Raw genomic sequence first — 17,226 nt, 5'->3', positions numbered from 1 at the left:
GCGTCATCCGCAGCGTCAGATCGCGGCGGCGGGGTCCGTCTCGTCGCCGTCCGGGGTGCGTCGGGCGCGCGGGCGGCGGTCGAGGAGCGAGCGTCCGAGCGCGCGCAACGGCGCAGTCAGCCGCCGGGCATCCTCGGCGCGCTCCATGAGCCGCTCGCCGTTGCGGATCTCCTTGTCGAGCTTGGCCATCGTCCGGGCGAGCGCCGGGTCGTCGTCCTCGAGCCAGACCTGGGTGACGCGGGCGAAGGCAATCACCACGCCCTGGAGCTTGAGCTGTCCCAGCGGCCCCTCGGTGTCGATCCCGGCCGCCGCCAGCATGTAGCGGTGCGAGTTCAGCATCACGCCGTTCAGGGCCAGCATCGACAGCGGCTCGCCGCGTAACGCGTAGGCAATCCGGCGCAAGGCGGGCTTGTAGGGGGTCATCGCGTCGAGCCGACGCATCAGCACGTCGAACAGGCGCTCGCGGGTCGGCTCCTCTTCGAGGCCGGCGCTGTCGCCTTCCAGCACCTTGCGGTCGATGATCCGGGTGAGGCCGCCCAGCACCGCCCCCTTCGAGGGGAACAGGTCGCGCAGCTCCGCAAGCGTCAGGCCGGCCTCGCGGGCGATGTCGCCGATCTCGATGTCGTTCCAGGGCTGCTCGGCGGCGAGCCGCATCAGGGCCTCGACCGCGGCTTCCCGGGGCGGCAGCTTCGGCGGGCTGTCGGCCTGGGCGGGGGATTCCGGGGCCGCGCCGGCCTGGCTCGTGTCGTCCTGCGCGGCACCCGCAACCTTGCGGGTGCGCTTCGACGGGGCTCTGTTCTCGGTCATGGGTCTGTCGCCCGCTCCTGTCGGTCGTCGGTCCTCATGTAGGAAAGGCGGCGGCGATGGGCAGACCCGTCGCGCGGCGATGCCGCACGGATGTCAGCCGGCGAGTTCGGCCGCCCGGCGTTTGGCTGCCGCCACGGCCTCGCGCAGGAGCGGCGCCAAGCCGTCCGGCCGCATCAGCACGTCGAGGGCCGCAGCCGTGGTCCCGCCCGGGGAGGTGACGTTGCGGCGCAGCTGGACTGCGTCTTCCTCGCTCGCTTCGAGGAGCGCTCCAGCGCCGGACACCGTGGCCCGGGCCAAAGCCTGCGCCACCGCCGGCTCGAGCCCGGCCGCGATCCCCGCTTCGGCCAAGGCCTCGACCAGCAGGAAGACGTAAGCCGGCCCGGAGCCCGAAACCGCGGTCACGGCGTCGATCTGCGCCTCGTCGGCGAGCCAGGCCACCGTGCCGTTGGCGGCGAACAGGGTGTCGGCCGCATCGCGCTGGGCCGGCGTGACCTCGGCGCTCGCGCAGGCGCCCGTGGCACCCCGGCCGATGCTGGCCGGCAGGTTCGGCATGGCCCGGACCAAGGCCCGGGCCCGGGGCAGCCGGGCGCGCAGGTCCGCGATGGTCTTACCGGCCAGGATCGATACCAGCACCGTGTCGGGGCCGACGAGCCGGTCGAGACCGGGGGCCGCCGCCTCCAGGCCCTGCGGCTTGATGGCCAGGACCAGAACCGCCCCGGGCTCCGGCTCCGTCGGATTGAGCCGGATGCCGCGCTGGGCGCAGAGATCCACGATCGCGCGGGCGGGCACCGGGTCGATGATCGTGGTGGCACGGGGATCAAGGCCGGCGTCGAGCCAGCCCGTCAGCATCGCGCCGCCCATCTTGCCGGCGCCGGCCAGGACCAGGGAGGCGGGCATCCGCCGCGCGTCGGGAGCCGCCGTCACGCCTCGCCTTCGGTCTCGAACAGCACGGCATCCAGCGCCTCGCGGGCGCTCTTCCCGGCCCAGAGCACGAACTGGAACGCCTGGAAGTAGCGCTCGCAGGCATCCACCGCGGTCTTCATCATGGTGGCGCATTGCGGATGGGTCGGCACTGCGCCGCCGGCCAGCAGCAGCGCGTGGCGGAACATCACCACGCTGTCGCTCGACCACAGGTCGAAATGGCCGATCCAGAGTTGCTCGTTGATCATCGCGATCAGCCGCAGGACCTCGATCCGCTGCCGCTCCGGCACCTTCAGGTCGAAGGCGCAGGCCACGTGCAGGGCCTCCACATCCTCGATCCAGGTGAAAGCGACGTGATAGTCGGTCCAGCGGCCGGGGCTGGTGATCGACATCTCGTCGGTCTCGGCCCGGTCGAAGATCCAGTCGCGCAGGGACGCCAAACGCTCGACGACGTCGAGCGGATGCTCGTTCCGGTCAGGGTCGTGGAAGTCGACGTGGAGAAGCGGCATGACGATCCAAAAGGACGGCCCGGAATCGACCCGGACCGACGTGACGGGGACGCGAGAAGAGTGTGAGAACACTCCGAGAACTTGAAACGACCGGCACAGACGGGCCGGGGGTGACGCGATCGACTGTCAAAGCTCTGCGGACATCGCCCCGCAACCGCCGAATCACCCTATGCCCGACTATAGACCGGCCGTGACTCGCGACACAAAGTGCAGGTCATGCTCGGTGAACAGGAAACGAAATCACCGGCTGCGCTTCCTGTGCAAAAGCCTGAAGCGTTGCCGTGGGGACTCAGACGACCTCGCTGAGCCCCGCCGCGCCGGCCCCGGCACTGCTTTCCCGGGCCTCCAGGGCGGCGTTGCGGGCGGCGAGCGCCTCGTTCTGGGTCCGGAGATTGGTCACCATATCGCGCAGCACGTCGAGCTCCTCGCGGGAGGCGATGTCGAGGTCGCGGACGAGGCGCTCGGCCTGCGCCTTGACCACGGTCTCCGCCTCGCGGCGCACGCCCTGGGCGGCGCCGGCCGCATCGGTCATCAGGCGGGCGAGATCGTCGAACAGTCGGTTCGAGGGGGGCATCGTGGTCTCCCGGATCGGCCGGCTGCCGTTCGGCGGCCTGACTGCGCGATTCAGGGTGACGAGATAGGAATCCGCGGGGTTCGGAGCAACGTCCGAAACGCGGTCCGGACATGGAAGCGGGGCCCGAAGGCCCCGCTCGTCGCAATCACATGCGGCGCATCATCCGCCGGTGCATCATCTTGCGGTGCATGTGCCGGTGCATCATCCGGCGCTCCATGCGCCGATGCATCATGCGGCGCTCCATCGGGGTCATACGGACCTGCGTCAGGGCGTCGGGCGCCGTAACGCCCGAGGGTAGGCCGGGGGCGGCACTGGCGGGCTGGACGAGGGCGGCACCGCCCAGCGAGGCCAGCACGGCGAAGGCGAAGGTCAGTTTCCTCACGAGGAGACTCCAATGTTCTGATCTCCGGGCATGACGCCCGGTTCATCCTCCCAAACGGGAGGTTCGGAGAGTCGTCTCGTGCCGGTGAGGGCACGGCGGGCCAGCGAGGACCCGCCGCCAACAACTTCTGGATTAGAGATTCGTTTCCTCGAACGCCTTCACCCATTCGGCGCAGATGCCGGAACGGACGATGTCGTCGCGGGTGAACTCGACCACCGGGATCGGCATCATCCGGCTCTTAATCAGGTGCATGACCGTGCGCAGGCCGGAGGTCTCACGCAGGTCCGTCTGGGAGACGTCGCCGTTGATGATGACCTGACAATCGTCGCCGATGCGGGTCAGGAACATCTTGATCTCGGCGGTGGTGGTGTTCTGTGCCTCGTCGAGGATCACCAGGCAGTTCTTGAAGGTGCGCCCGCGCATCACCTCGAACGGCACGATCTCGATATCGCCGGTCTTCAGCGCGATCTCGAAGGCGGCCTGGCCCATGCGCTCCTTCATGGCTTCCGTCAGCGGGGCGACCCAGGGGGCGATCTTCTCCTCGAGGGTGCCGGGGAAGAAGCCGAGCGAGCGGCCCGACGGCACGTTCGGGCGGGTGATCACGACCTTGGAGATGCGGCGCTGGCGGAGCTGGTCGGCGGCCCGGGTCCCGGCGATGTAGGTCTTGCCGGTGCCGGCGGGCCCGAGGACAATCACCTGGGAGGAGCTGGCCAGGGCGTCGAGATATTGGGCCTGGCGGTCGGTGAGGGGCTGGATCGGACTGAGGATGCGCTCGTCGTCGAAGCGTGTGCGATGGATACGGGGCGTGCGGTCTTCAACCAGTTCAAGTCGTGTGCGGCGTCGCTTCATGGATCAACACTCCAACGGGACTTGCCAACCTGGATCTGTCGATGAACTGCCGTTTACCTTGTTGCTCCCGGTTCTATTCTATTGCGAAACTAATTCCGGCGCCATGCCGAAGGTTCCGCCCCGTGCTATTCGCCTGTGGAGAGCGTCACGCCGCCTCGCCCGGGGTCGAATACGCAGTGCAAGCGTCGCACCAACGCGATTCGCACCGGACGTTTGCTCGGCGGGTGTGACTGGGGGGTGACGGTTCGTGCCGCGGTGCCGAAAAAGCCGGTCGCCTGACAAAGCTGCATCGGGCCGGGGGGGCGGGAATACGGGATGACACGGCCTCCGGCACGAATGCGATCCGCCTCCGCCCGCACGGGCCAAGCCAACCGACCCTGCCCCCCTGAAGCGTCCGGGCTCGATCGGCCGGACTAGCTCGTTCCCGGCTGGATGAAGCTGTCGAGAACCATCTTCCGGCCGGCTTTATCGAAGTCGACGGTGAGCTTGTTGCCGTCGACGCCGGCGACGGTGCCCGGGCCGAACTTCATATGGAAGACCCGCTGGCCGTCCTGGAACGCCGAAGGCGTACCGCTCGACTTGGCGATCAGCTCGCCCTCGATCTGGCGCGGGCCGCCCGCCCGTCCGCCGGGGCTGTTGCCGAAGCCGGACCGGTTGCCGGTGCCGGCCGCGGTGTTGGCCTGGGCGCGCTGCCAGCCGGGTGTGCCGTAGCTGGAGCCGAACGGCGTCGGGTTGCGGTCAAACCGCGAGGCGCCGGCCGAGAAATGCGCGGGCGCCTCAACCACGTCGACCGCCGATTCCGGCAATTCGTCGATGAATCGCGAGGGAATCGTCGAGGACCACAGGCCGTGGATCCGCCGGTTGACCGCAAACGACAGCTTGGCGCGCTTGCGCGCCCGGGTGAGGCCCACATGGGCGAGGCGGCGCTCCTCCTCGAGACCGGCCCGGCCGCTCTCGTCGAGCGCCCGCTGATTGGGGAACAGGCCGTCCTCCCAGCCGGGCAGGAACACGGTGTCGAATTCCAGGCCCTTGGCGGCGTGGAGCGTCATCAGCGACACCCGCTCGGCGCCCTCGGCCTCGGAGGCTTCCATCACCAGGGAGACGTGCTCCAGGAAGGCCGCCATGTCGGGGAACTCCTCCATCGAGCGGACGAATTCCTTCAGGTTCTCCAGGCGACCGGCGGCGTCGGCGGAGCGGTCCTTCTGCCACATCTCGGTGTAGCCGGATTCCTCCAGGATGGTCTGGGCGACCTCGTTGTGCGGCTGCGTCTCGATGAGGCGGGCCCAGCGGGAGAAGCTCTCGGTGAGCGCCCGCAGGGTCGCGCGGACCCGGGGCTTCAGCTCGTCGGTCTCGCACAGGCGCTGGGCGGCAATCAGCAGCGGCAGGCGGTTGGCCCGGCCGTAGGTGTGGAGCTGCTGCAGGGTGGCGTCGCCCAGGCCGCGCTTGGGCGTGTTCACGATCCGCTCGAAGGCGAGGTCGTCGCTGACATTCATGGTGACGCGCAGATAGGCCAGCGCGTCGCGGATCTCGGCCCGCTCGTAGAAGCGCGGGCCGCCGACCACCCGGTAGGGCAGGCCGAGCTGGACGAAGCGATCCTCGATCTCGCGCATCTGCGCCGAGATCCGCACCAGCACCGCGATCTCGGACAGGGGATGCTGCTTGGACTGCAGGGATTCGATCGATTCGGCGAGCTGGCGCGCCTCCTCCTCGGAATCCCAGGCGCCGGTGACGGTGACGCGCTCGCCCGGCTCGTCCTCGGTGCGCAGGGTCTTGCCCAGCCGGCTCTCGTTCTTGGCGATCAGGCCCGAGGCGGCGGCCAGGATATGGCCGGTGGAGCGGTAGTTGCGTTCCAGGCGCACCACGACGGCACCCGGAAAATCGTGCTCGAACCGCAGGATGTTGTCGACCTCGGCGCCCCGCCAGCCGTAGATCGACTGATCGTCGTCGCCCACGCAGGCGATGTTCTTGCGCGACTGCGCGAGCAGCCTGAGCCAAAGGTACTGGGCGACGTTGGTATCCTGGTACTCGTCCACCAGGATGTAGCGGAACCGGTCCTGGTAATTGGCCAGGATGTCCGGGTTCTCGCGCCAGAGCTTGAGGCAGAGCAGCAGCAGATCACCGAAATCGACGGCGTTCAGCGTCGCGAGCCGGGCCTGGTAGGCGGTGTAGAGCGCGCCGCCCTTGCCGAACGCGAAGGACGAGGCCTCGCCCGGCGGCACCTGCTCGGGCGAGAGGCCGCGGTTCTTCCAGCCGTCGATGGTGTGGGCCAGCGCCCGGGCCGGCCAGCGCTTCTCGTCGATGTTCTGGTCGGCGATCACCTGCTTCATCAGGCGCAGCTGGTCGTCGGTGCCCAGGATGGTGAAGTCGGATTTCAGCCCGACCAGCTCGGCGTGGCGGCGCAGGATCTTGGTGCCGATGGCGTGGAAGGTGCCGAGCCAGGGCATGCCCTCGCCGGCCGGGCCGATCAGCGCGCCGATCCGGAGCTTCATCTCCCGGGCGGCCTTGTTGGTGAAGGTCACCGACAGGATGTCGTAGGGCCGGGCCCGGCCGGTGGCGATCAGGTGGGCGATCCGGGTGGTCAGCACCCGGGTCTTGCCGGTGCCGGCGCCGGCCAGGACCAGCACCGGACCTTCCGCGGGCTCGACGGCGCGGCGCTGCTCGGGGTTGAGCCCGTCGAGATACGAGGCGGCGTCCCGTCGGAGGGCGCCCATGGCGCGGGCGGCGATGGAGGTCGGAGCGCCGTCCCCGGCGGGCTGCGCGTGCGGGCCATTCTGCATTCCGCTTCCCTGGACCAAATCGCGAACGGCGTCGAGGCCATTCGGCTCGGCGCGGCCCTCTGGCGCCGTCCGGGACTTATCGTGCTATGGCCGGTCACAGGTTGCCCAGGGGGGCACGCGACGGCGGGGCATCACGGTGCCGCGACTGCGCGGGGTGATGGCGGAACGGGTAGCGTGCGTGATCTTCTGACCGCGCTGGCGGGCGCCGTCATCCTGGTTCTCGTCGCGGCTCTGGCCGTCCCGCCCATCATCGATTGGCAGGCCCAGCGCGGCCTTGTCGAACGGGCGCTCGCCCGGTCCCTGGGCGTGCCGGCCCGGACCGATGGCCGGATCGAGGTCCGGCTCCTGCCCTCGCCGCGGCTGCGCATCGACCGGCTGCATCTCGGCACCGACCCGAACCGGCCGAGCCTGGACGCCCGCTTCGTCAAGGCCGAGATCGCCCTGGCGCCGCTCCTGAAGGGCGAGTTCCGTTTCACCGAGACGCGGATCGGTCGCGCCGAGATCAAGCTCCCGGTGGCGGGCGGCGACGCCCTGCGGATCCCCCCCGAGCTCGGCGAGGCCCTGCGCGCCCGCGACTTCGCCATCGAGGATCTGCACGTCCAGCAATTCCTCGTGACCACGCAGGTGCCGGCCACTGGCCGGACCGACCAGCTCTACGTTCAGGACCTGCGCCTCCAGGCGCCCGCGCTCATCGGGCCGTGGCGGGTGGAGGGTACCAGCGGCGGCATTCCATTCCGGGCGGTCAGCGGGACGCCGGGGCCGGACGGGCGGCTCGCCGTGAAGATCGCGGGCGGCGGCGACGCGCATCCGCGCTTCGAGGCCGATGCGCGCCTCGGCCTGGTGCCCAACGAGGCCGATGGGGCGACGCTGATCGAATCCGAAGGCTCGGCCCGCCTCGTGGTCGGGCCGCCGACCCAGGCGGCGGGTCCCTATCTGCCGTTCTCGCTGGGCGGGACGTTCAAGGCCCGCGGCACCCAGGTGCGGTTCGAGGGCGTCGAGCTCGCGATCGATCCGGGCGGACGGGCGCTCCGCTTCGGCGGCACCGGGCGGCTCGACCTGCGCCAGTGGCGCGCCGGCCTGAACCTGGATGGCCGCCGCCTCGACCTCGACGCCTTCCTGGGCTCGCCCGAGGGCCAGAACCTGATCGCCCGCGGGGTCCCGGATCTCGGGCGCGGCCTGCCGGCGATGCTCGACCTCGACCTCGCGGTGGGCACCCTGGTGCTGGGCGGCGAGGAATGGTCGAACCTCGCGCTGTCCGGCACCGTCGAGCGCGCGGGCGGCCTGCTGCTGCGGCGCCTGTCGGCGGTCGGGCCGGGCGACGCGGCCCTGAATGTCAGCGGGCAGATCGAGGCGGCGCCGTTCCGCCTCACCGGCCCTGTGGCGCTGACCGCCCCCGATTCCGAACCGCTCGGGCGCTATCTGCGCCGGCTCGGGCTGGAGGGGCCGCTGACTGCGCTCCTCGATGGACGCCGGATCGAGGCCGCGGCCGACCTGTCCGCGGCGGCCTCCAGCCTGTCCCTGCGCAACCTGCGCCTCGGCCTGGGGCCGGCGCGCATCACCGGCAATGCCCGCTACACGGCCGCGGAGCCGGGATCGCGCGGGCGCTTCGACGCCCAGATCCGCGCCAGCGGCATCGACATCGCCGCGCTGCCGCCGCTGGGGACCACCCTCGGCAGCCTGCGCGACCACGACCTCGCCCTGACCCTCGAGGCCAAGGACGTGCGCTACGGGCCGGCCGGCTCAGGCAACGGCACGATCGCGGCGCGCATCCAGTCGGACGGGTCGAGCCTCGTGGTCGACAGCCTCGACGTGACGGATCTGGCGGGGGCGAGCGCGAAGCTGTCCGGGCGGATCGGCGCGGACGGGACCGGCCGCGTCTCCGGGCGGCGCATGGACCCGGAGGCGGCGCCGCTGCTCGGCCTGCTCGAACGGGTCTGGGTCGGCGAGATCCGCCTGCTGCCCGCCTTCCTGCGCGAGGCGCCCCTCGACCTCGCCGTCACCCTGGACCGGGAGGGCGGCGCGGCCGATGCCCTGCGCAGCCAGGCCCGGGGCAATGCCGGCGGCGGCACCCTCGACCTGACGCTGGCGAGCCGCGGGACGCGGATCGAGGGCGGGGCTGCGACGCTCACCACCCCCCGGGCCGGGGTCTGGTTCGGGCGCACCGACATCGCCGGCCTGCAGCAGCCCGCCGAGCTGCACCTGAGCGCCGAGCGACCGGACGCCGACACCCTCGCGCTGACCGTCAACGGCACGATCGCCGGCCTGAAGCTCGCCACCGCCCGGCCGATCCTGATCGGTCCCGACGCCCTGCCGAATGCCGGCGCGATCCAGGCCGACACCGCCGATCTCAGCCCCTTCCTGACCCTGGCCGGGGCCGCCCGGCTCAGCCCCGGCGCCTGGCCGGCTGACCTGACTGTCTCGCTCGCCAAGGACGGCGGCGACATCACCGCCGACACCACGGGCAAGGTCGCCGGAGCGGCCGTGAGCGGCCGGCTGCTGCGGGCGCCCGGCGGGGCGCTGCGCGGTCGTCTCAGCCTCGACCGCCTGTCGCTGCCGCAACTGGCAGCGGCCCTTGTGCTGCCGCCGGACGCGGCCAAGGGCGACCGCTTCGGACCCGCACCGCAAGCGCTGGCGCCCGTCGCGCTCGATGCCCGGATCGCAAGCCTCGATCTCGGCCGCGGGCTCACGGCCACGGAGGCCGCCCTCGCCCTGGGTCTTGCCGACGGTGCCCTGACCCTGCGCGACCTCACGGGCAAGCTCGCGGGCGGGCGGATCGCCGGCTCGGCCACGATCACCCGCCGCGGACCCGAGGCGTCGATCTCCGGGGAAGGCGGGCTCGACGATGTCGCGATCGCCGCCCTGGCCGGGGGCGGCCCGATCGGCGGTCGCCTGACCGCCTCTCTGCGCTTCACCACCAGTGCCGAGACCGCCCCGGGCCTCGCCGACAACCTCTCCGGCAGCGGCAGCCTCACCCTGAAGGACCTGAGCGTCCCGGAGGCCGACCCGGCCGGCCTCGGCCGCGCACTCGCCCGGGCGGTGGACGTCGACGATCCCCTGCGCGAGGGACGGCTCCAGGCCATGGTTGCCGAGGAACTCGCCAAGGGCGGCGCGCAGGCCAAGGCCCCGGCGAACAGCCCGGTCACCATCGTCGGCGGCCAGCTGCGGGCCGGGCCCCTCGGCCTCGATTTCGGGGCCGCCCGCTGGTCCGGCACGATCGGCTACGACCTGCGCGGCAACCGCCTCGATGCCCGGGGGCTCCTGTCCGGCGGCCCGGTCCCACGCGGCTGGAGCGCCGGCGCCCCGGCCGTTCAGCTCGGCTTCACCGGCTCGCTCGGGGCGCCCGAGCGCGTGCTCGATGTCGGCGCCCTGTCGAACGGGCTCGCTACCTTCGTGCTCCAGCGCGAGCTCGAGACCATCGAGCTGACCGAGGCCGACCAAGTCGAGCGCCAGCGTCGCCGCGCCCGGATCGAGATGGACCGCGCCCGCGCCGCCGCGCTCAAGGCCGCCGCGGATAAAGCCGCCGCCGAGGAAGCGGCCCGGCAGGCAAGAATGCGGGCGCAGCCGAACGAGGGAACGGCAGGCGAGGGGGCGCCGGTCGAGCCGCCGCGTCCGTAGACGCGCGCGGGCATCCCCCCTCAGCGGCGAGCGGCTACGCCCGCCCCACCGCCATCAGCGCAAACGCGTAGATCAGCGCCACCTCCTCCAGCCGGTCGAAGCGGCCGGCGGCGCCGCCGTGGCCGGCCTCCATGTTGATGCGCAGGAGGATCGGGCCGCCGCCGGTCAGGGCTGCGCGCAGGCGGGCGACCCATTTCGCCGGCTCCCAGTAGGTCACCCGCGGGTCGGTGAGGCCGCCGAGTGCCAGGATCGCCGGGTAATCCTTGGCGGCGACGTTGTCGTAGGGCGAGTACGACAGGATCGTCTCGAAGGCCGCGACGCTCTCGGCCGGGTTGCCCCATTCGGGCCATTCCGGCGGGGTGAGCGGCAGCTCCGCGTCCAGCATGGTGTTAAGCACGTCGACGAACGGCACGTCGGCGACGATGCCCGCGAACAGCTCCGGGGCGAGGTTGGCGACCGCGCCCATCAGCATGCCGCCGGCCGATCCGCCATGGGCGACGATGCGCTTCTCCGCCGTGTAGCCGGCCGCGATCAGTGCCCGCCCGCAGGCGATGAAATCCGTGAAGGTGTTGGGCTTCTTCTCGCGCTTGCCGTCGAGATACCAGCGCCAGCCCTTCTCGGTGCCGCCGCGGACATGCGCGATCGCGTAGACGAAGCCGCGATCGACCAGGCTCAGCAGGTTGGTGCGAAACCCCGCCGGCATCAGCGTCCCGTAGGAGCCGTAGCCGTAGAGCAGCAGCGGCGCGGAGCCGTCGAGCGCTAGATCCTTGCGGTGCAGGAGCGAGATCGGCACCTGCTCGCCGTCCGGGGCGGTGGCGAACAGCCGCCGGGTGACGTAGGCGGCCGGATCGTGCCCGCTCGGGATGGTCTGGCGCTTGCGCAACGTCCGGGTACGGCTGTCGCAGGCGTAGTCCCAGGTCTCGGACGGCGTCGTCATGGACGAGTAGACGAACCGGATCGTCGCCGTGTCGAATTCGTGCCCGCCCCGGAGGCCCAGCGCGTAGGCCTCCTCGGCAAAGGCAACCGCGTGCTCCACGTCGTCGGCCAAGTCGCGCACGATGATCCGCGGCCGCGCATTCTCGACTTCGAGGCGGATCAGGTGGCCGGCCAGCAGGTGCAGATGGCGGATCATCACCCCGGGCCGGTGGGGCACGAGGTCGGTCCAGTTGGCCCGGCCCGGATCGTCCAGGGGGGCGGTGACGATCTTGAAGTCCTCGGCGCCGTCCGCGTTGGTGCGGATGTAGAGCCGGTCGCCGCGATGCTCGACGTCGTAGATCAGCAGCGGCTCCCGCGGCTGCACCAGCCGCAGGGCGGCGGAGGGCGCGTGCCGGTCGAGGAGCCGGACCTCGGAGGTCTCGTGGTCGCTGGCGGTGACGTCCAGGAAGGCGCCGGACTGGGTGCGGCCGATATGGACGAAGTAGCCCGCATCCGGCTCGGTATAGACGGTCTCGTCGGCGGATTGCGCGGTGCCGAGGCGGTGGCGCATGACCTTGGCGGGGCGGTGGTTGGCGTCGAGGGCCACGTACCAGAAGCTGTGCCCGTCCGCGGCCCAGACCGCCTCACCGGAGGTTGCGTCCACCCGGTCGTCGCGGTCGAGGCCGGTGGCGAGGTCGCGCACCTTGATCGTGTAGAGTTCCGAGCCCTTGGTGTCGGCGCTCCAGGCGAGGAGCCCGTGGTCGTCGGAATGGACCGCGGCGGCGATCTCGAAGAAGGGCAGGCCCTCGCCTTCCCGGTCTCCGTCGATCAGGATCGTCTCGTCCGGGTCGGGGCCGGAATCCGGCACGTTCGGCGACGTGGACGGGCGCCGGCAGACCAGCGGATGCTGCCCGCCCTCGCGATGGCGGGTGTAGTAGGCGTAGGGCCCGTCGGGATCCGGCACGCCGCTCTCGTCCTCCTGGATGCGGCCGCGCATCTCGGAGACCAAAGTCTTGCGCAGGTCGGCGTTGCCGGCGAGTGCAACCTCCGCGTAGGCGTTCTCGGCCTTCAGGTAGGTGGCGATGTCGTCGGGGAGGGCGGCGGGGTCCTTCAGGACCGCCTGCCAGTTCTCCGCCTTCAACCACGCGTAGTCATCGACGATCTCCCGGCCGTGGACGCTGAAGCCCTGCCGGTGCTGCTCGGCCACCGGCGCCCCGGTCGAATGAGCAAGAAAGCCGCGTCCGATCTCCGTCATCGTATCTCCCGCCGGGTCCTGTCCGCCCGGTCTGGGGATGTGTCGCGCCCGGGCCCGCGGCGCAAGTCACCGCGACGCCGGGGCCGGCCGGCGCGCGCGACGTCGCAAACTTAAAGTTTGGTCGGTGCAAGACTTCATCTACTTCTAGATGGCAAACCTAACCTAATAGTGTCGAGTGCGCGACATTTCGCGCAAATCTTTGTATTCTCATTCTATCTTGTCGTCTAAAAAAACCCGTTGTACCTTTGTACAAGGGATCGATTGATGCATGTGGGCTTGGGGCCAGCATGTCGGCGTCGTGCATGGGGCCGTCCCCGCATGTGCTTACGGACATGCGTCGCGGCGTCATGGCCGCGTTGAATACACAATCGCGCAATACATCGGGGGTATCATGTTGGGCGAAAACGGAAGATCCGTAGACTTGATCGACGCGACGGCGGACCTCGTGGCTGCCTATGTGCGCAGGAATTCCATTCCGGTCGGCGAACTCCGTTCTCTCTTCGGCAACGTCTACGCGGCCCTGAAGCGCGTCCTCGACAGCCATACGGCCACGGTCACGGTGTCGGAGCCGGCGGTGCCGGTGGAGGGGTCGGTGACGCCGGATTACATCGTCTGCCTGGAGGACGGCCAGGCGTTCAAGTCGCTCAAGAGGCATCTTCGGGCGAAGTACAACATGAGCCCGGAGCAATACCGATCGAAGTGGAACCTGCCGGCCGATTACCCGATGGTGGCACCGAACTACGCCAAGACCCGTTCCGAACTCGCCAAGGCAACCGGGCTGGGCCGGCTGGGCGCCATGTCGGACGCCGCCTGAGAGCGGTGCGGCCGGGACGCCTGTCACAACCGAGGGATACGCAGACGATGTCGGGCGTTGGGATGCGATGGCTCGTTTCGTGCGATGCGGCCAAAACCCCGTCCGGCGCCGAGGTGCTGTGCATGAACGCGTTTCCCGAGTCCGAGGACGGTGATCCCGCGCAGGATCTCGATCGGATGAATGCGAGTCTCGCCGAATGGGCTGCGCGGTCCGCCGCCGACAGCTCGGCCCTGATCGATCGCTTCGAAGAGTTGGGCTACGCGGTCCGCGGAAAGTCGGAGGACGAGATCGCCGAGATCCTGCGCCAGCCACCGACTGGCCATCGCCGGACCTGAATCTCCCGTTAGGCAAAAAGTCCTTGACTTTGTGAGGCGTTCCTGTCAGGGTCGCGGCCGGTCGGAACCGCAAGCCCCGTCTGGAACAAATCATGAACAAAAACGGCAGATCCCGCCGAACCAAGGCGGCGGCACCCGGGCGGTCATCCGGAGCCGTCCTGTCGGCGGAGGCGGGGCGGTTGCTGGCACGGCTCGGCGAGGCCGGTGCCTACGCCATGCGCGACCCGTTGAGCGATGACGGACTCCTGGTCCGGCGCGGCGGCGACGGGGTGTCCGTGGGCAGCGGGCGGTTTTCGGATACGGCCGGCCGCGCCCTGACGGATGCCGACCTCGCCGCCTGGGACCCGGCCGGCAAGCGCCTGACGATCGGCCCGGCGGGGCGGGCGCGCCTCCGGCGCGGGCAGGCCCCGGACGGGATGGCCTATCTGGCCCAGCACCACGATCTCACCGTGATCGCGGGTGGCGCCGCGGAGCCGGCCGTGCGGAACGCCTCGGAGAACCCCCTGGCCTGGATGGTCCGGCGTCGGGGCGGCGACGGCGCGCCGCTGCTCGACCCGGCCGCGTTCGAGGCCGGCGAGCGGCTGCGCCGGGACATGACCACCGCCGCGATGCTGCCCCGGATGGGGGCGGAACTCGGCGCCCCTCGGGTCGATGGCGGCGGTGCCCGCGATCCGGCCGCCGCCTCCGACCAGGTGATCGCGGCCCGCCAGCGGGTGCGCGGCGCCCTCGACGCGGTCGGCAGCGACCTGTCGGGCCTTCTGATCGACCTGTGCGGCTTCCTCAAGGGCCTCGAGCGGATCGAGGCCGAGCGCCGCTGGCCGGCCCGCTCGGCCAAGGTCGTGGTCCGGATCGCCCTCGGGCGGCTGGCCGAGCATTATGGTCTGGCGCGCGAAGCGACCGGGCCGGAGCACGCGCGCATGCGGCTTTGGCGGGCGTGAGGGGAGGGGGCGCCGAAGCCGGCGAACCTCTAGCCTAAGGTCTGATCTCGATCCGCTTGGCCGTCTGAGCGGCTGCTTCCGACCTAACCCAGCCGCCCGGATAGCTGCCGCCCTTTTTCCAAAGCGGCCGCTCGTTAAACTTCTGCAATCGCTGCTCGCGGCGGCAACCGAGCTGAACAGCATGTTTCAAATCGAACGCTTGCTCAGTCATTTTAGCGCAAGAAAATAGAACTGTTATGCGCTGGAGAGATCGCCCTCACCTTTGCTTTCTTCATTTCTTATGATTTTCTTTAAAACAATCGAACCGTAATTTTTTAGCTGTATAGTCAATTGGGACCATTCTAGTACGCCTCCGAGCGGTCGTGCGATTCCGGTTGGATATTTGAGCAATACCGAATTGGCGGCTGATTGAGTGGTAATTTGTCAAATTCATACGCAATATGGCATATAATCCTCGTTGGTTTGCCAACTCCTAAGACTGCCATTATAGACAATGCGTTATATATCATACCTTCAAACTGATCTTTTATGTCTACCCACTTACCTTCCGAGACGGATTTTTTGAGCTCCACGATATGCAGATCCAAATCCGAGCCGACTTCATGAAGTATAGCTCCGTCGGCACATTTCTGGTTGTTGAGCCAGCGCAACGGCGGCCGGTCCTTGTAATGTTTGATACATATCGCTGGGCCCGTCAGCTTAAACACAGCCTTGCCGGCACCAGTCTCGTTCGCCTCGACAATCTCGATCTCATTCGCTGAAACCAAAGATACATAATTATTTATTATTAAATGGAGCGGCGCGCTAACGATAGACATCAATCCGATTCCACCGCAAAAACCTCTTCTGCGAGTGAGTACAAAGTATCATTTATGGACTGCACCACGATCCCGGCAGAGGTTTTCTCGACCTCAGTAACCGTTGTGCCGCTCGGCGTAGATACAAATTCATAGGCACGGACATTAGACGCATCTAGAAGCTCGTCCTCCGCATATCCATACCGCTTCATAAGCGCGGCACGATTTGGATGTTTATTTAGCTGGAGCAAGAGGTTTATTTGTTGTATAAATGTATCGCTGTGAGTTGTAATCGTTACCGGCGTGCCGTCACTAACTATTTTAGCGATAGCGCGCGCCATAAATCTTTGAGCGGACAGGTGCAAATGAGCCTCTGGCTCTTCGAACACAATACCATTGCTGAACCTTTCCTGTTGCAACGCGGCCAACAGGGGGGCAAGCTCGCTTACCATAGATGAGGTGACATATAGAGGCAGCACTGTTTCCGAGTTATCCGGGGTATAGCTAAATAATGCCCTATTCTGCTCGTCTTGTGTGACTGTACCGCGCAAGATATTTTCTTGTAGAAATTTTACAATTTTATTATCGCGCTTAACAACTTGATACCGATCTCTCGCAATGCGCTGGATGAATCTAATTGTCGGCAGCGTGAAGCGCCCTTGGCTGACTTTTTGATCGCCCACGCCAAAATTTTCAATCGAAGAATTAACAATGGAGGAAAGTGCTAGCATCAGCCCAGTCCTAGCTGCGGGCACGTACAGTGGACTATTTGCCATTCCGCCAATCGACTTGCTGATAAATTTTTGGACAATCATCGAATACAATATAATAGCGTCATAATTCTCATCCGTTGCACTTGTCCGAAGCATCGCCGGGAAGCGATCTTCGTGTTCGGTATCTATTGTCTTGTTCCAGCTGATCATCCAAGACGTTATATCACGATCGGCGAACGATTTAAGATCTCTTAATATTGCTGTTTTCCGGTGCCACGGCCGAAGCCAAATTGTTCCACCTAATTCGATACGGAGCGAACCTATGGTAGCACCGTCCAAAGACAGAATATTTTTCGCAATTCCATCTTTGTGCTTTGCGAGCCACTTATTGATTTCGTCGCTAATCCTCTCGCCACTGACCTCCAGTGGGCGAGGCCGCTTGCTATTGGATGCGGATCTACAGTATTCTGAGAACCATTCCGGAACATCGATGTAGGTGCCGCCACGATCTGGGGCAATTGTATTGACGAAATCCCGCAGTGCCCACAGCAAAGTCGCAACGTAGCTTTTGCCTGTATTGTTTTTGCCAACAAGTATTGTTGAAGGGGCGTTTGTAATAGATGCGCTAGCGATTCGCCCAAATTTTTCGACAAATATAGTCGGCTCAACAAAATTGGCCGTAGAGTCGTTGGCATCTACTACAGATATAAAATCGCTCATTTCCAGCTCGGACGTCCCAAATTTCGGGCCAAATTTAGATGCATTATCAAGTCCTTAGCGCAATTCCACATCTCACCGCACTCGCTTCGATTGGCCGACTCTCTTCCCAGTTTCGGCATAGTATGATCGTGAAGCCTAAGATGGGCATTCGATTAGGTCACGGCCGCTGTACTGACGCCTGTGCATAACAGGGACAACCATGGGGACGCACCCCAAATTTTCCGCATACACAGCTCTCATTGGCGGCTTCGCTACGGTGTGCGCGAAGAGGAACCGTCTGCTTCGATACCTTGGCTTCTCGAAGG

13 protein-coding genes are annotated in these 17,226 nt (G+C 67.5%); 4 read left to right on the top strand and 9 right to left on the bottom strand.

The genetic code is table 11. From position 1 onward, the window contains the following. Positions 1-15: 15 nt before the first annotated feature. The 7 genes from AO398_RS14310 to AO398_RS14280 all read right to left on the bottom strand — a co-directional run bounded on the left by AO398_RS14310 (position 16) and on the right by AO398_RS14280 (position 6,819). Positions 16-807, bottom strand: coding sequence for a TetR/AcrR family transcriptional regulator (locus AO398_RS14310; protein WP_201025766.1), 792 nt, complete (start codon positions 805-807; stop codon positions 16-18). 93 nt (positions 808-900) lie between these two features. Next, positions 901-1,704, bottom strand: a complete 804-nt coding sequence (gene proC, locus AO398_RS14305) for a pyrroline-5-carboxylate reductase (protein ID WP_201025769.1) — start codon at positions 1,702-1,704, stop codon at positions 901-903. A gap of 23 nt (positions 1,705-1,727) precedes the next feature. Next, positions 1,728-2,237: a YbjN domain-containing protein gene (locus AO398_RS14300; protein WP_058192796.1), complete on the bottom strand. Its 510-nt coding sequence runs from the start codon at positions 2,235-2,237 to the stop codon at positions 1,728-1,730. A gap of 289 nt (positions 2,238-2,526) precedes the next feature. After that, positions 2,527-2,811: an accessory factor UbiK family protein gene (locus AO398_RS14295; protein ID WP_058192795.1), complete on the bottom strand. Its 285-nt coding sequence runs from the start codon at positions 2,809-2,811 to the stop codon at positions 2,527-2,529. A gap of 145 nt (positions 2,812-2,956) precedes the next feature. Continuing rightward, a complete protein-coding gene (locus AO398_RS14290) occupies positions 2,957-3,193 on the bottom strand; it encodes a hypothetical protein (protein ID WP_058192794.1) in 237 nt (78 codons plus the stop codon). Between the two features lie 132 nt (positions 3,194-3,325). After that, positions 3,326-4,042 (bottom strand): PhoH family protein, encoded by a 717-nt coding sequence (locus AO398_RS14285; RefSeq protein WP_058192793.1) that lies wholly within the window; start codon positions 4,040-4,042, stop codon positions 3,326-3,328. A 413-nt stretch (positions 4,043-4,455) separates the two neighbouring features. Beyond that, positions 4,456-6,819, bottom strand: a complete 2,364-nt coding sequence (locus AO398_RS14280; RefSeq protein ID WP_058192792.1) for a UvrD-helicase domain-containing protein — start codon at positions 6,817-6,819, stop codon at positions 4,456-4,458. A gap of 174 nt (positions 6,820-6,993) precedes the next feature. On the opposite strand from AO398_RS14280, the gene AO398_RS14275 reads away from it, so the two are divergent. Next, entirely contained in the window at positions 6,994-10,434 is a 3,441-nt protein-coding gene (locus AO398_RS14275) for an AsmA-like C-terminal region-containing protein (protein WP_058192791.1), read from the top strand. A 34-nt stretch (positions 10,435-10,468) separates the two neighbouring features. Here AO398_RS14275 and AO398_RS14270 read toward each other — a convergent pair whose 3' ends face one another. Then, positions 10,469-12,604 (bottom strand): S9 family peptidase, encoded by a 2,136-nt coding sequence (locus tag AO398_RS14270; protein WP_058192790.1) that lies wholly within the window; start codon positions 12,602-12,604, stop codon positions 10,469-10,471. A 391-nt stretch (positions 12,605-12,995) separates the two neighbouring features. Between AO398_RS14270 and AO398_RS14265 the strand changes: the two genes are divergently transcribed. The 3 genes from AO398_RS14265 to AO398_RS14255 all read left to right on the top strand — a co-directional run bounded on the left by AO398_RS14265 (position 12,996) and on the right by AO398_RS14255 (position 14,691). Further along, positions 12,996-13,418 (top strand): MucR family transcriptional regulator, encoded by a 423-nt coding sequence (locus AO398_RS14265; protein ID WP_058192789.1) that lies wholly within the window; start codon positions 12,996-12,998, stop codon positions 13,416-13,418. A 122-nt stretch (positions 13,419-13,540) separates the two neighbouring features. Further along, positions 13,541-13,753: a hypothetical protein gene (locus AO398_RS14260; RefSeq protein WP_058192831.1), complete on the top strand. Its 213-nt coding sequence runs from the start codon at positions 13,541-13,543 to the stop codon at positions 13,751-13,753. Between the two features lie 215 nt (positions 13,754-13,968). Beyond that, the gene (locus AO398_RS14255) at positions 13,969-14,691 is read left to right on the top strand and encodes a DUF6456 domain-containing protein (RefSeq protein ID WP_313902044.1); all 723 of its coding nucleotides are present in this window, start codon (positions 13,969-13,971) and stop codon (positions 14,689-14,691) included. Between the two features lie 817 nt (positions 14,692-15,508). Here the strand turns inward: AO398_RS14255 and AO398_RS27530 are convergent. Beyond that, on the bottom strand, positions 15,509-16,921 hold the full coding sequence (locus AO398_RS27530) for an AAA family ATPase (protein WP_082643280.1): 1,413 nt from the start codon (positions 16,919-16,921) through the stop codon (positions 15,509-15,511). Positions 16,922-17,226 lie beyond the last annotated feature (305 nt).

The organism is Methylobacterium sp. GXS13 (assembly GCF_001455965.1).
Taxonomy (GTDB): Bacteria; Pseudomonadota; Alphaproteobacteria; order Rhizobiales; family Beijerinckiaceae; genus Methylobacterium.
The sequence above is the reverse complement of the archived record's forward strand: the minus strand, read 5'-3'. Positions and strand labels throughout refer to the sequence as shown.